The organism is Roseateles sp., assembly GCF_039595295.1.
In the GTDB taxonomy this organism is placed as follows: Bacteria; Pseudomonadota; Gammaproteobacteria; order Burkholderiales; family Burkholderiaceae_C; genus Roseateles.
This window is the reverse complement of the sequence record NZ_JBCNLU010000045.1, coordinates 19,665-32,499: the sequence shown is the minus strand read 5'-3', so window position 1 is coordinate 32,499 and position 12,835 is coordinate 19,665. Positions and strand designations below refer to the sequence as shown.

Below are 12,835 nucleotides of genomic sequence, written 5' to 3'. Positions count from 1 at the left end.
GCCGCGCAGGTCGGGTGACAGCCCGGAGAGCGCCGAGTCGACGATCCCAGCCAGTTGCCGGTAAGCGACCTGCCGACTGACGTCGCCATTCCCGTCCCGGGGACGATGGGCGGACTCGCCGTCCATCGCGTTCTTGTACAGCGACACGGCGCGCGCCAGCGTGCGGATCTCCTCGGGCGACGAGTCCTGCGAGGCGATCTCCAGCACTCGAGGGTCGGACTCGATCTCCGACAGCCCCTCCTCCTGGATTTGGTCCAGCAGTTGGTCCATGTCGAGCTCGGGTTGGGAGCGGTCCTGCGCGCTGCGAATGGTCATTCCCAAGCGGGCGATGGCCTGCTGGATGACCTCCTGGTCGGCTTCCGGTGGTTGCTCCGGCGTGTCGGTCAGCTGCTCGGCGAAGGTGGACCAGCTGTCGTGCGTGGTCGGGCGAGGGAAGACGTCCGGGTGGGCGTCCATGAAGCCGGCGATGCAGGCGCGCTTCTCGCGCATGTGCTCGGCAAGCGCCTGCTCGGGTGTCGTGGCAAGTTCAGTCATGAGGGATGGGACAAGGAGGTGTGAGCGCGGATTCCGCGCAGGGAATCCGCTGGGACGGGGCGCCATGGCGGCCCCCCGCTTTCATGCCTGGCTTGGAATAAGGACGCTTACCAGCCGCGGGCAAAGCCGCCGAAGCCGAAGCCGCCGAAGCTGCCGAAGCCGCTGAAGCCGAAGCCGCCCATCGAAGGCATGAAGCCGCCACAGCACATGCTGCCCATGCGTCGCATGAAGGGGCCATACGAACTGAAGCCGCCGCAGCCGCTGAAGCCGCCCATTCGGACGGATTCCATGCCGTCACATCTGCCGCGGTAATAGTCGGCCTCACGTTGTGCGGGTGAACTCATAGATGTTTCCTTTTCTTAACTGGGGTTGGGGGAGGGACAGACGCCACGCGTTGTCAGAGCTTGATGTTTTGCAGCGAGTTGTATTTCGCTTGAACGGTTTCCAGGGTGAAGTTGGTCACTTCTTTCTTTTGCTGCTCAATCAGCTTGGCTTCGAGCAGGGCGGAGGCGTGCCTGCTGTTTGCACTGGTTTGGCTCGCCGCGGCGTCCGCCTCGAACGAAGAGCTGGGGGGGAAGTTGAGGGGAAAATCCATTTCTGACTCCTGAATCCGGCGCGGCACGTACGCCGCGAGGATCAGTAGCAGCCATTGAAAGCGGGGTTCCTGGGGGGAGGGGTGTCCCTGGGCGGCAAGGTTTGACGTTCCGGGGATAATCCGCGCGCTTTTTTGTGTCCCGGACTCCCCAGTCTTTGCGTCTCTCGCATTCCCAAGGCCCGCCGCCATGCTCCTGACCCTGGTCATCCTCTACCTGCTTGTCACCATCGCGATTGGCCTGTGGGCCGCCAAGCGGGTGAAGAACACGGCCGACTTCGCCATCGCCGGGCGCCATCTGCCGTTGGTGATGATCATCACCACCACCTTCGCGACCTGGTTCGGCTCCGAGACGGTGCTGGGCATCCCCGCCAAGTTCGTTCAGTCCGGGTTGAACGGCGTGGTCGAGGATCCCTTCGGGGCCGGCTCATGCCTGATCCTGGTGGGCCTGTTCTTCGCGGCGCGGCTCTACAAGATGACGCTGCTGACCATCAGCGACTATTACCGCGAGCGCTACGGCCGCGTGGTCGAGGTCGTGTGCAGCTTCATCATCATCCTGTCCTACTTGGGATGGGTGGCGGCGCAGGTCACCGCGCTGGGGCTGGTGTTCAAGCTGCTGTCGGGCGGCGCCATCAGCATCCCTGTGGGCATGATGATCGGCACCGCATCCATCCTCGCCTACACGCTGTTCGGCGGCATGTGGTCGGTGGCGGTGACCGACTTCATCCAGATGATCATCCTGGTCGTCGGTCTGTCCATCATCGCGTTCTTCGCGGCGGACATGGCCGGCGGTGCCGACAAGGTCATCGCCCTGGCGTCGAGCCAGGACATGTTCCGCTTCCTGCCCGAGCCCAAGTTCCACGACATCGTGTTCTTCGTCGGCGCCGCGGTGACGATGATGCTGGGCTCCATCCCCCAACAGGACGTGTTCCAGCGGGTGATGTCCGCCAAGGATGTGAAGGCCGCGACGCGCGGCCCGGTGATCGGCGGCATCTGCTACATCCTGTTCGCCTTCGTTCCGATGTTCATCGTCGTCAGCGCGCTGATCATCATGCCGGAGGAGGCCAAGCAGCTGATCTCCGAGGATCCCCAGCAAGTCATCCCGACGCTGGTGATCGACCGCATGCCTTTCGTGATGCAGGTGATCTTCTTCGGCGCGCTGCTGTCGGCGCTGAAGTCGACCGCGTCGGCCACGCTGCTGGCGCCGTCGGTGACCTTCGTCGAGAACATCTGGCGCCAGTTCTTCCCGCGCGTCTCCGACAAGCAGGAGCTGCGCACCATGCGCATCGCCGTGCTGCTGTTCTCGGTCTGCGTCTGCGCCTATGCGATCGCCCTGCAGGGCACCTCGATCTACGAGATGGTCTCCAGCGCCTATCAGGTCACCCTGGTCGGTGCCTTCGTGCCGCTGGTCTTCGGCCTGTACTGGAAGCGCGCGACCACGCAGGGCGCGATCTTCGCGATCGTGCTGGGCGTGCTGACCTGGATCCTCTTCATGATCACCCCGGCCGGCGAGCAGTTCCCGGCCCAACTCGCGGGCCTGTTGGCCGGCGTGGTCGGCATGCTGATGGGCTCGCTGGGCCCGCAGGCGATCCGCGACGTGCAGGGATCGCATCACCGCTTGGTCGGCGGTGCGGACAGCGCCCGTCAAGCGGCCTGAAACTCCCCCCGCAAGAGTGTCCGGTCCACCCCGGCAGGGGGTGATCGTGCGCGCCTCTATATAATTTCCGGTTTTTGACCCGGACCCCAAGATGCCGATCTACGCTTACCGGTGTGGCGCCTGCGGCCACGCGAAAGACGTGCTGCAGAAGCTGTCGGACGCGCCGCTGACCGTTTGCCCGGCCTGCGGCGCGGAGAGCTTCTCCAAGCAAGTCACCGCCGCCGGCTTTCAGCTCAAGGGCTCGGGCTGGTACGTGACCGACTTCCGCGGCGGTTCGGGCGGCACCAGCGCGGCAGCCACGGGCACCGCAACCGAGGCGGCCCCCGCCGCTGGCAGCGACTCCAGCGCGAGCGCCTCGGCCCCGGCCGCGGCCGCGGCTCCCGCCCCATCGGACAGCGGTTCGGGTTCGTCGGGCGGCTCGTCCTGCGGCGGCTCCTGCGCCTGCCATTGATTCGCAAGGCCCGGACCCAGGCATGAGAAAGTACATCATCACCGGCCTGCTGGTCTGGCTTCCGCTCGCCATCACCGTGTGGGTGCTGCTGTGGGTGCTGGGCATGATCGACGGCGTGTTCACCTGGCTGCTGAAGGCGGTCGGCGCGCTGCTCCCGCTGTCGGCGGAGAACTGGCTCAAGCAACTGCACGACATCCCCGGCTTGGGGGTGCTCGTCATGGTCGGCCTGCTGATGCTGACCGGCATGTTCGTGGCGAACATGTTCGGCCAGTGGTGGCTGCGCCAGTGGGACCGGCTGCTGCACAAGATTCCCATCGTCAAGAGCATCTACAGCTCGGTCAAGCAGGTCTCGGACACGCTGTTCTCGTCCAGCGGCAACGCCTTCCGCGAGGCCGTGCTGGTCCCGTATCCGCACCAGGGCTCCTGGACCATCGCCTTCGTCACCGGCAAGCCGGCGGGCGAGGTCGCCCAGCAGCTGGGCACGCTCAGCGGCGTGGACCCCGACGATCACGTCTCGCTCTACGTTCCCACGACGCCCAACCCCACGTCCGGCTTCTTCCTGATGATGCCCCGGGCGCAGTTGCGGCCTTTGGCGATGAGCGTCGATGAAGCGCTCAAATACATCATCTCGATGGGCGTGGTCGCTCCTCAGGGGGAGACCGCCGTGGTCCTCCCCGCGACGGGCGAGCCCGCACGAAATTGACCGGGCTGAGCGCCCCGGCAAGCGCTCAGTCCTGAGGGCCCATCGGGCCCCGCCATCAGCGCCTTTTCATTCGTCTCAACGAATCCGCCGGACTGACAGGCTCACCGCGCCCCTGGGGCCGACCCGCCGCCCGTCCGGCCCGAACACTGAAGAATTTCCGGAGAACCCCATGCGTACCTGCTATGCCGGCCAAGTCAGCGAAAAGCTGCTGGACCAGACCGTGACCCTGATGGGTTGGGCCCATCGTCGCCGCGACCACGGCGGCGTGATCTTCATCGACCTGCGCGACCGCGAAGGCCTGGTCCAGATCGTCTGCGACCCGGACCGCGCCGAGATGTTCAAGGTGGCCGAAGAGGTCCGCAACGAGTACTGCGTGAAGATCGTCGGCAAGGTGCGCGCGCGCCCGGCCGGCACCGAGAACGCCAACCTGGTTAGCGGCAAGGTCGAAGTCCTGTGCCATGAGCTGGAAGTGCTGAACCCGTCGGTCACGCCGGCCTTCCCGCTGGACGACGAGAACATCTCCGAAACCACCCGCCTGACGCATCGCGTGCTGGACCTGCGCCGCCCGTACATGCAGAACAACCTGATGCTGCGCTACCGCGTGGCGATGGAAGCGCGCAAGTTCCTAGACGAGCACGGCTTTGTCGACATCGAGACCCCGATGCTGACCAAGAGCACGCCCGAAGGCGCGCGCGACTATCTGGTCCCCTCGCGCGTGCATGACGGCATGTTCTTCGCGCTGCCGCAGTCGCCGCAGCTATTCAAGCAGCTGCTGATGGTGGCCGGTTTCGACCGCTACTACCAGATCACCAAGTGCTTCCGCGACGAGGACCTGCGCGCCGATCGCCAGCCCGAATTCACGCAGATCGACATCGAGACCTCGTTCCTGGGCGAGGAAGAGATCCGCGCCATGTTCGAGGGCATGATCCGCCACGTCTTCCGCAAGGCGCTGAACGTCGAGCTGGGCGATTACCCGGTCATGAAGTACGCCGAGGCCATGCACCGCTTCGGCTCCGACAAGCCGGACCTGCGCGTGAAGCTGGAGTTCACCGAGCTGACCGACGTGATGGGCGACGTGGACTTCAAGGTCTTCTCGACCCCCGCGACGACGCCGGGCGGCCGCGTGGTCGCGCTGCTCGTGCCGGGCGGCGCCCAGATGAGCCGCGGCGAGATCGACGCATACACCGAGTTCGTGAAGATCTACGGCGCCAAGGGTCTGGCCTGGATCAAGGTCAATGAAGTGGCCAAGGGCCGCGAGGGTCTGCAGTCGCCGATCGTGAAGAATCTGCACGACAAGGCCGTGGCGGACATCCTGACGCGCACCGGCGCCAAGGACGGCGACCTGATCTTCTTTGGCGCCGACAAGGCCAAGATCGTCAACGATGCCATCGGCGGCCTGCGCCTGAAGGTCGGCCACAGCGAGTTCGGCAAGTCGTCCGGCCTTTTCGAGGACAAGTGGGCCCCCCTGTGGGTGGTCGACTTCCCGATGTTCGAGGAAGACGAGGAGAACAAGCGCTGGGCCGCGGTCCACCACCCCTTCACCGCCCCCAAGGACGGTCACGAGGACCTGATGGTCAGCGACCCGGGCAAGTGCATCGCCAAGGCCTACGACATGGTGCTCAACGGCTGGGAACTGGGCGGCGGCTCGGTGCGTATCCACCGCGCCGACGTGCAGGCCAAGGTCTTCGAGGCGCTGAACATCTCTCCCGAGGAACAGCGCGTGAAGTTCGGCTTCTTGCTGGACGCGCTGCAGTACGGTGCGCCCCCGCACGGCGGTCTGGCTTTCGGTCTGGACCGTCTGGTCACGCTGATGACCAAGGCCGAGTCCATCCGCGACGTGATCGCCTTCCCCAAGACGCAGCGCGCCCAGTGCCTGCTGACCGGCGCCCCCTCGAACGTGGACGAAAAGCAGCTGCGCGAGCTGCACATCCGTCTGCGCAATCCGGGCGCCGCGTCGGCCTGATTGGGCAGTTCTCCCGGGTGTCGATGTGACGCCCTGAGCGGACCGTCATGAAGAACGCCCCGTCGGAGTGATCCGCCGGGGCGTTCGTCCTTTCACGGCCGGATCGCGGCCCGATGGGGGTGTCAGTCGGCGATGCGCTTCCGGAACTGCAGGGTGGCTCGTTCCACCGTCTGGGATGAGCCGGAGCTGCGGCCTTGCAGCGATGGCTCACGCGTCGCGCCGTAATTGATGCCGGTGTCGCCGATGCGTCGCGCGCCCTCAGGCCGGTTGTCGTGGTCTCGCATCCAGACGCGTCCTTGGAACCCGGTCTCGGGACCGCGACTGTCATCCCCGCGCAGGGGCTGGCGTTCGAACAGAAGGTCCGACGCGGGAAGCACTTGTACCAGCGGCTTCGGGGCGACTGGCAAGGAGTCGGCAGGGGCGCGGGACGCGAGATCGGCGGAAATGCGCTCCGGGATCAGCGAACCGGGGGGAGTGAGCTGGCGGATCGGCGTGCGGCCGGCAGGCGAAACCTGTGCCTGTGCCTGTGCCTGTGCCTGTGCCTGTGCCTGTGCCTGTGCCTGTGCCTGGGCTTGGGCTTCGGGCAGGCAGGCCATCAGCGACGCCACGGCCAAGGTGGCGGGCGCGAGAAGGCGGGGTGTGGTGCAGTTCATGGAAAGTCGGCTGTCGGGGAGGAAGGGACGTCGAGTATTGAGATCACGACAGCGGTCACCAATGGCTCAAGTTGATGAGAATCGGCGTGAACCACACATCGATAGGCAGTGCGCCCCACTTGAACTCGGTATGCTTCCGGATCCCCCGCGGAAGGGGCTGCACCACACGGGATGAACATGGCGACGGGCGACCGAGGGGATCGAGGGCAGGCGGAGGCGCAAGCGCGCGCCGGGCGGAGCGTGCAGAGACAGGACGCAGGCACCGCGCGTGCGGGGCTGACGCCGTCGGCCCGCTGGGAGCGTCTCGTGATGAGACGCCCCGGTCTGGTGTACCCACGCCTGCTCCGGCTCATCGCCGGCAGCGCCGAGCCGCCCTTCCAGGCGCTGCTCGGCGCCTTCTTCATTCTGGAACGCTGGGGGCGCGGCCCCGAGCTTCAGGCCGCGCTGGAGCAGGCGCTGGCTCGTGCGCTGCAACAGCGGCTGCGCGAAGAAGCGGCGGAGCTCAGCGAGGCGCTGGGCCGGTTGCATTACCAGCGCGGCGATTACGTCCAGGCCTGCAACGCCTGGAGCGAGGCGCTGGAGCTCACCGACGACCAGACCCGCTGGGCCTGCCTGGCCCGCATCGGGTTGGCGCAGCTGTGCTTCGCGCTGGGCGATTGGGCGCGCGGCGGCCGCATGCTGGATCAGGCCGAGCGCCACTATCCGCGCTTGTCCGAGGACGCCTATCTGCGCGCCAAGATCGGTCTGAACCGGTCGGTGTCGCTGCGGGCGACGCAGGGCCCGAAGGCCGCGATGGCGCGGCTGGAGAAGGCCCGTGCCGCGGCACGCGAGGTCGGCCATCGCGATTACGAGGCCGAAGCCATGTGGCATTACGCCCGCTGCGCGCGCGACAGCGCGGCGGCGGCGGAAGCGCTGTCGCTGGCGATGCAGGCCGAGGACCTGGCGCGACGCAGTCACTATCCCTGGCTGCTGGCGCAGGTGTTGTTGCTGCTGTCCGAGCTGCGCGCCGGCGCGCAGGCCGTTCCCCCGGCGCAGGAGGCGCTGGCGCTGGGCGAGACCCTGCAGTCGCGCTCGGTGCAGGCGCTGGCGCATGGTCGTCTGGGACAGCTGATGGCGGAGCAGGGCCAGCTTGGCCCAAGCTGGCACCACCAGCAGCAGCGACAGCGGCTGGAGGCGGCGCTCGCCTTGCTCGGCCAGACCGAGCTGCCGGCGCGGCTGGAGCAGCTGGCGCGCTTCGATGCCGAGCCGCCAGCCGACGCGTCGCCGTCCGCGGTGCGAGGCGAGGCCGCGCAGGAAGCGCGGGCTTTGCTGGAGTCGCTCGAGTCCATCGGCCGCCTCTCCGACGCCGCGCAGCGCGATCGCGCGCTGAGCGAGGCCATCGCGCGAGCGCGCGGTTTGGTGGACCGCCTGAGCTGAGCGCAGCGCTCAACCGGCGCTCGCGCTCGCAGCACCGCGTGGCCGGCTCCCGACTGGTCATGCCAGCGCGACGGTTTGCTCACCAGATCGCCAGGCTCGACGTCAGCACCCGCTGCAGCCAGCTGCGCCGCGCCGCGTCCGAGACCTCGCCCCGGCCGGCCAGCTCCATGCGCGCGTTCACCACGTCGGCGGACTGGACCTGGTTCCCGGTCCGGATGTCCTGCGGATTCACCACGCCCGAGAAGCGTAGCGTCTGCAGCCCGCCGTTCATCGCGATGCTGCGCTCGCCCGCGACCACCAGATGACCGTTGGGCAGCACGTTGATGACCGACACCGCCATCTGTCCCGACAGGCTGCCGCTGGCTTCGGTGTCCCCGCTGCCCTTGTAGGCGTCGCTGCCGGAGGCCGTCGCATCGGCCTTGAGCAGCCGATCGATGAGGCCGACGTTGCTGCTGCCCCCCGGCCCTTTGACCGCGAGCTTGTTGTCGCGACTGGTGTCGGTCTTGCTCTTCTGCGAGGCATTCAGCGACTCGCTGATCGCGACCTTGAGCGAGTCGCCGACCTGGCGCGCGCGACGCTCGGTGGTGAACAGCGAGGCCGCGGCCATGCCCGGCTGATAGATGGCGCCGTTGTTGACGCGCTCGACGTAGGCGCCGTCGGGCGCCGGCATCACCTGCACCGGGCCCTGCACCAGCAGGGGCTCGCGCGAGGCACAGGCGCCCAGCATCGCGACGGTCAGCAGCAGCGCGCCGCGGCGCGCGCTCGGGGGGGCGTTGAACATGGTTCCCTCGTCGATCTCGTGTTTTGGGGGGGGCGCCTCAGCCCTCGAATCCGGTCAGCAGCGCACGCACCACCGGCGCGAGCTTGTTGCGGGTGCTGGCCCACTTGCCCATGCTCATGGCGGCGTCGTCGCTGCGGTAGCTGCTGGCCGACATCAGCCGGCCTCCGGCGTCGTGCAGGCTCAGCGTGGCCTGCGCCAGATAGGGCTTGATCTGGTCCGACAGCGGCGGCCGGTCCCACTGCTGCAATCCCTGGTAATGGACCCAGGCCGGGCAGGCCTCGTCGCCGGGACGCACGCCGGGCTCGAAGACGCGGGCCTGGACCTGGTGGGCGCGCAGCTCGGCGATCAGCGCGGGCACGAACTCGGGCAGGGCCAGCGAGCGGTTGTATTCGATGCAGACGCGGTCGGGCAGGGCGGCGTCGTGGAAGACGGTCTGACTGGCATGCACCGGCCCCTGGCCGATGGCGACCGTCGCCATGCTGGCCGAGGCCTTCACCAGCTCGATGCTGGGCACGGGGCTCAGCACCGAGCAGCCCGACAGTGCCGTGAGGGCGGTGAGGCCTGCGAGCAACGTCAGCATCGCGCTCGCGGTGACCGCGCGCCGGCGCGCGCCCCGGCGGGGGGCGGCGTTCATGTCAGCTCGTCGATGATGGCCTTGCCCGCCGCCGCGCCGGCGGCCAGGTAGCCGGCCACGGTGCTGCCTGCGTCTCCGAGCTCCTTGAGCGCGGTGCCGGTGCCGCTGACGACGGCGTTCTTGACGTCGGTGGCGACTTCCTTGATCTCCTGCACGCCCGTGCTCACCGCCAAGCTCACCGCCTTGGCGCCGTCCTCCAGCGCCTGCAGGCCTTCCTCGCTCCAGTGGACGACGCTGCTGACGGCGTTCTCGCCGCCCTGGACCGCGGCCTGCGCCAGTCCGATCGCGCCGGCGGCGACGGTGCCGTATTCGCGGGCGTTGATCTCGAAGCTGCCGCTGGGACGGCTCACGAGTTGCTGCGAGGCGATCAGCGGTTTGCCGGTGCCGAAGCTCGAGACGGTGGTCATGACCCCTCCGGGGATGTGGTTGCGATGGGATGGATTCTTCCGACGCACGGCACGGCGGATGCCCCGATGACTTGCCGGCGATCACGCCAGTACAAACTTTCTATATTTCCTGCCGCACATCCGCCGACACCGATGTACAGCTACTGTGAACAAGCATTGCCGACGATGGCGTCCTTCGTGTCCGGGGACGCGATGCGCCCCTGTATGTCCCGCTCATGTCGCGCGGGTTGGCGAGCGTGTCGTCCCGGTGCCGACCTTGGCACGAGTCCCTTTTCGGAGCCCTCCGACCGGCCGCGCCGGAGCGCCCGCCGCAGGCCTCGCGGTATGCTTGCCCGCATGAGCGAAGCCCCTGTCGCCCCTCTCTTCCCTCTCCCCAAGACCCGCCCGGACGCCGTGCCGGCCGCGGACGCGCGCGCCTTCAAGATTCCCGAGTCGGTGCTGGTCGTGATCCACACGCCGGCGCTGGACGTGCTGATGATCGAGCGCGCCGATCGCCCCGGCTTCTGGCAGTGCGTGACCGGCTCCAAGGACGCGCTCGACGAGCCCCTGATGCTGACCGCCACGCGCGAGGTGGAAGAAGAGACCGGCATCCGCGTGCAAGACCTGACCCCCGGCGCGCTGGTTGATTGGGACCTCGCCAACGTCTATGAGATCTATCCGGTCTGGCGCCATCGCTACGCGCCGGGCGTGACGCGCAACACCGAGCACGTTTTCGGCCTGACGGTGCCGGCGGGCACGCCGGTGCGGCTGGCCCCGCGCGAGCACCTGAACCTGCGCTGGCTCCCGTGGCGCGAGGCGGCGGACCTGTGCTTCTCTCCGTCCAACGCCGAGGCCATCCTCCAGCTGCCGGTGCGCACGGGGCTCCCGGGCGATCCTGCCGCACCGACGGCCACCGCTTCGCACGCGCAGGAGGCCGCGCGATGACCCGACCGACGCCGCGCCACGCCGCCCATCTGAATTCCGCCACCACCGACACCTCACCCGCGCAGAGCGCCGGCCGGCTGCGCGTGGCGACCTACAACATCCACAAGGGCGTACGCGGCATGGGGCCGGGCAAGCGCCTGGAGATCCACAACCTGGGCATGGGCGTGCAGGCGTTGGATGCGGACATCGTCTTCCTGCAGGAAGTGCGGCTCTTCCATCACCGCGAGGCGCAGAAGTTCGAGCGCACCTATTTCGGCTGGCCGGAGCAGGGTCAGGCCGAGTTCCTCGCGCCTGACGGCTACGAAGTGGCCTACCGGACCAACGCGGTGACGCGTCACGGCGAGCACGGCAACGCGCTGCTGTCGCGTTATCCGCTGGGCGACATCGGCCATCACGATGTGTCGGATCATCGCTTCGAGCAGCGCGGCCTGCTGCACGTGCCGGTGCAGTGGCAGGGCACCGAGGTGCACACGGTGGTGGCGCATCTGGGCCTGATTCACGGCAGCCGCGTGCGGCAGGTGCAGCGCCTGGCCGCGTTCATCGAGGAACACGTGCCCAAGGGCGCGCCGCTGGTGGTCGCGGGCGACTTCAACGACTGGGGCGAGCGGCTGGACGAGCCCATGCGCGCCACCGGCATGAGCCGCGCGCTGCTGCCCGGCGCCAAGCGCTCGCTGCCCACCTTCCCATCTCGGGTGCCGGTGTTCTCGCTGGACCGGATCTACATGCGCGGCCTGCGCTGCGTCGACATGAAGGTGCCGCGCGGCCCGACCTGGGCGCGCATGTCCGACCACCTGCCGCTGTTGGCGGAACTCGTCCTGGAATCTTGAAGCGCCCGACGGAACCCCTCTTTCCGTGGACTCTCGGGTCCCAGCCCAGCTTCACCGGCGCGAACGCGGTGCGGCTGCTGTGCGGCGGGGATGCGCTGTTCCCGGCGCAGATCGAGGCCATCGACCACGCGGAGCACGAGGTCTGGCTGGCGACCTACATCTTTCACGACGACGAGGCCGGCGCGGCCACGGTGGACGCGCTGCGTCGCGCGGCGCAGCGCGGCGTGCGGGTGAGGGTGGTGGTCGACGGCTTCGGGACCAAGGGCAGCCTGGCCTGGCTGCGCGAGCGGCTCGCCGACGCGCCGGTGGCGCTGGCGGTGTTCCGGCCCATCGACCGGTGGTGGAACTGGCTGCATCCCGGGCAGCTGCGGCGGCTGCATCAGAAGCTGTGCGTGGTGGACGGGCGCGAGGCCTTCGTCGGCGGCATCAATGTGATCGACGACCGCGTGGACCTGCATCACGGACGGACCGAGACGCCGCGGCTGGACTTCGCGGTCGGGCTGGGCGGACCGATCGTGCGCTCGGTCGAGCAGGCCGCGCGCGCGGTCTGGACGCGGGCTTGGCTGGGCCACGACTTCGGCGACGAGATGCGGGCGATGATCCGCAGCGCCTCGCCCAGCCGTCGCGCCAAGCGGCTGATGCGGCGCATCCGGATGCCGAGGGCCGAGCATCGCCGGCGCGATCCCAACCGCCTGCCGCCGGTGCGGGCGGCCTTCGTGCTGCGCGACAACCTGCGCCAGCGCCGCACCATCGAGCGCGCCTATGTCGAGGCCATCCGGGCCGCGACCACGCGGGTGGATCTGGTCACGCCCTATTTCTATCCGGGGCAGCGCTTCCGGCGCGCGCTCAAGGACGCGGCCAAGCGCGGCGTGCAGGTGCGGCTGCTGCTGCAGGGGAAGGTGGACTACCGGATCGCGGCGGTGGCCGCGCATGCGCTCTATGACGAGCTGCTCGGTCACGGCGTCCACATCTACGAGTACACGCCGGCCTTCTTGCACGCCAAGATCTGCGTGGTCGACAACGACTGGGCGACCGTGGGCAGCTCCAACATCGATCCGCTGTCGCTGCTGCTCAATCTGGAGGCGAATGTCGTCGTGCGGGACGCGGCGTTCTCGGGCGACGTGGCCCGGGAGTTCGACGCCGCCGTGGCGCAGTCGCGCCGCGTCGAGCAGCCCGAGGCGCGCGGCCTGCGCGGCTTCCTCGGGCGGGCGCTGGTGGCCTGGGTCGCCTACGTCTATCTGCGGGTGGCGGGAGCGACCGGGCGGTATTGAGGTCGCTGACGGTCGCAGGGCC

Annotated in this window: 15 protein-coding genes; 8 read left to right on the top strand and 7 right to left on the bottom strand. The window is 68.4% G+C overall.

Translation table 11 applies throughout. The features are described 5' to 3' along the window. The 3 genes from ABDW59_RS21785 to ABDW59_RS21775 form a co-directional block, all read right to left on the bottom strand. The coding region (locus ABDW59_RS21785; protein WP_343633067.1) for a hypothetical protein at positions 1-534 on the bottom strand (534 nt) is incomplete at its 3' end. Between the two features lie 107 nt (positions 535-641). After that, entirely contained in the window at positions 642-824 is a 183-nt protein-coding gene (locus ABDW59_RS21780) for a hypothetical protein (protein WP_343633065.1), read from the bottom strand. A 107-nt stretch (positions 825-931) separates the two neighbouring features. Further along, positions 932-1,129: a hypothetical protein gene (locus ABDW59_RS21775; RefSeq protein ID WP_343633063.1), complete on the bottom strand. Its 198-nt coding sequence runs from the start codon at positions 1,127-1,129 to the stop codon at positions 932-934. A gap of 187 nt (positions 1,130-1,316) precedes the next feature. On the opposite strand from ABDW59_RS21775, the gene ABDW59_RS21770 reads away from it, so the two are divergent. The 4 genes from ABDW59_RS21770 (at position 1,317) to aspS (ending at position 5,900) form a co-directional block, all read left to right on the top strand. Beyond that, the gene (locus ABDW59_RS21770) at positions 1,317-2,783 is read left to right on the top strand and encodes a sodium:solute symporter family protein (protein WP_343633061.1); all 1,467 of its coding nucleotides are present in this window, start codon (positions 1,317-1,319) and stop codon (positions 2,781-2,783) included. Between the two features lie 91 nt (positions 2,784-2,874). Beyond that, positions 2,875-3,234, top strand: a complete 360-nt coding sequence (locus ABDW59_RS21765) for an FmdB family zinc ribbon protein (RefSeq protein ID WP_343633059.1) — start codon at positions 2,875-2,877, stop codon at positions 3,232-3,234. Between the two features lie 22 nt (positions 3,235-3,256). After that, complete coding sequence (locus ABDW59_RS21760; protein WP_343633057.1) at positions 3,257-3,937, top strand: DUF502 domain-containing protein; 681 nt, start codon at positions 3,257-3,259, stop codon at positions 3,935-3,937. Between the two features lie 169 nt (positions 3,938-4,106). Continuing rightward, complete coding sequence (aspS, locus tag ABDW59_RS21755; RefSeq protein WP_343633055.1) at positions 4,107-5,900, top strand: aspartate--tRNA ligase; 1,794 nt, start codon at positions 4,107-4,109, stop codon at positions 5,898-5,900. Positions 5,901-6,022: 122 nt separating this feature from the next. On the opposite strand, the gene ABDW59_RS21750 is transcribed toward aspS, so the two are convergent. Next, positions 6,023-6,553, bottom strand: coding sequence for a hypothetical protein (locus ABDW59_RS21750; protein WP_343633053.1), 531 nt, complete (start codon positions 6,551-6,553; stop codon positions 6,023-6,025). A gap of 309 nt (positions 6,554-6,862) precedes the next feature. Here ABDW59_RS21750 and ABDW59_RS21745 point away from each other — a divergent pair, with 309 nt between their 5' ends. Further along, positions 6,863-7,969, top strand: coding sequence for a hypothetical protein (locus tag ABDW59_RS21745; RefSeq protein ID WP_343633051.1), 1,107 nt, complete (start codon positions 6,863-6,865; stop codon positions 7,967-7,969). 79 nt (positions 7,970-8,048) lie between these two features. Here the strand turns inward: ABDW59_RS21745 and ABDW59_RS21740 are convergent, their stop codons facing one another. The 3 genes from ABDW59_RS21740 to ABDW59_RS21730 are packed head-to-tail and all read right to left on the bottom strand — an operon-like array spanning position 8,049 to position 9,791. Further along, positions 8,049-8,750 carry a flagellar basal body L-ring protein FlgH gene (locus tag ABDW59_RS21740; protein ID WP_343633049.1) on the bottom strand — a complete coding sequence of 234 codons (702 nt, stop codon included), beginning with the start codon at positions 8,748-8,750 and terminating at the stop codon, positions 8,049-8,051. Between the two features lie 37 nt (positions 8,751-8,787). Next, positions 8,788-9,384, bottom strand: a complete 597-nt coding sequence (locus tag ABDW59_RS21735) for a cell division protein FtsI (RefSeq protein ID WP_343633047.1) — start codon at positions 9,382-9,384, stop codon at positions 8,788-8,790. After that, positions 9,381-9,791: a hypothetical protein gene (locus ABDW59_RS21730; RefSeq protein ID WP_343633045.1), complete on the bottom strand. Its 411-nt coding sequence runs from the start codon at positions 9,789-9,791 to the stop codon at positions 9,381-9,383. Before ABDW59_RS21730 ends, ABDW59_RS21735 begins: the two co-directional genes overlap by 4 nt. A gap of 336 nt (positions 9,792-10,127) precedes the next feature. Between ABDW59_RS21730 and nudB the strand changes: the two genes are divergently transcribed. From nudB to clsB, 3 genes are read left to right on the top strand one after another with little or no spacing between them, the layout of a single operon-like run. Next, positions 10,128-10,715, top strand: a complete 588-nt coding sequence (nudB, locus tag ABDW59_RS21725; protein ID WP_343633044.1) for a dihydroneopterin triphosphate diphosphatase — start codon at positions 10,128-10,130, stop codon at positions 10,713-10,715. Beyond that, on the top strand, positions 10,712-11,542 hold the full coding sequence (locus ABDW59_RS21720; protein ID WP_343633042.1) for an endonuclease/exonuclease/phosphatase family protein: 831 nt from the start codon (positions 10,712-10,714) through the stop codon (positions 11,540-11,542). Before nudB ends, ABDW59_RS21720 begins: the two co-directional genes overlap by 4 nt. Continuing rightward, on the top strand, positions 11,539-12,813 hold the full coding sequence (gene clsB, locus ABDW59_RS21715) for a cardiolipin synthase ClsB (RefSeq protein ID WP_343633040.1): 1,275 nt from the start codon (positions 11,539-11,541) through the stop codon (positions 12,811-12,813). The genes ABDW59_RS21720 and clsB overlap by 4 nt, the downstream gene beginning before the upstream one ends. Positions 12,814-12,835: the final 22 nt, after the last annotated feature.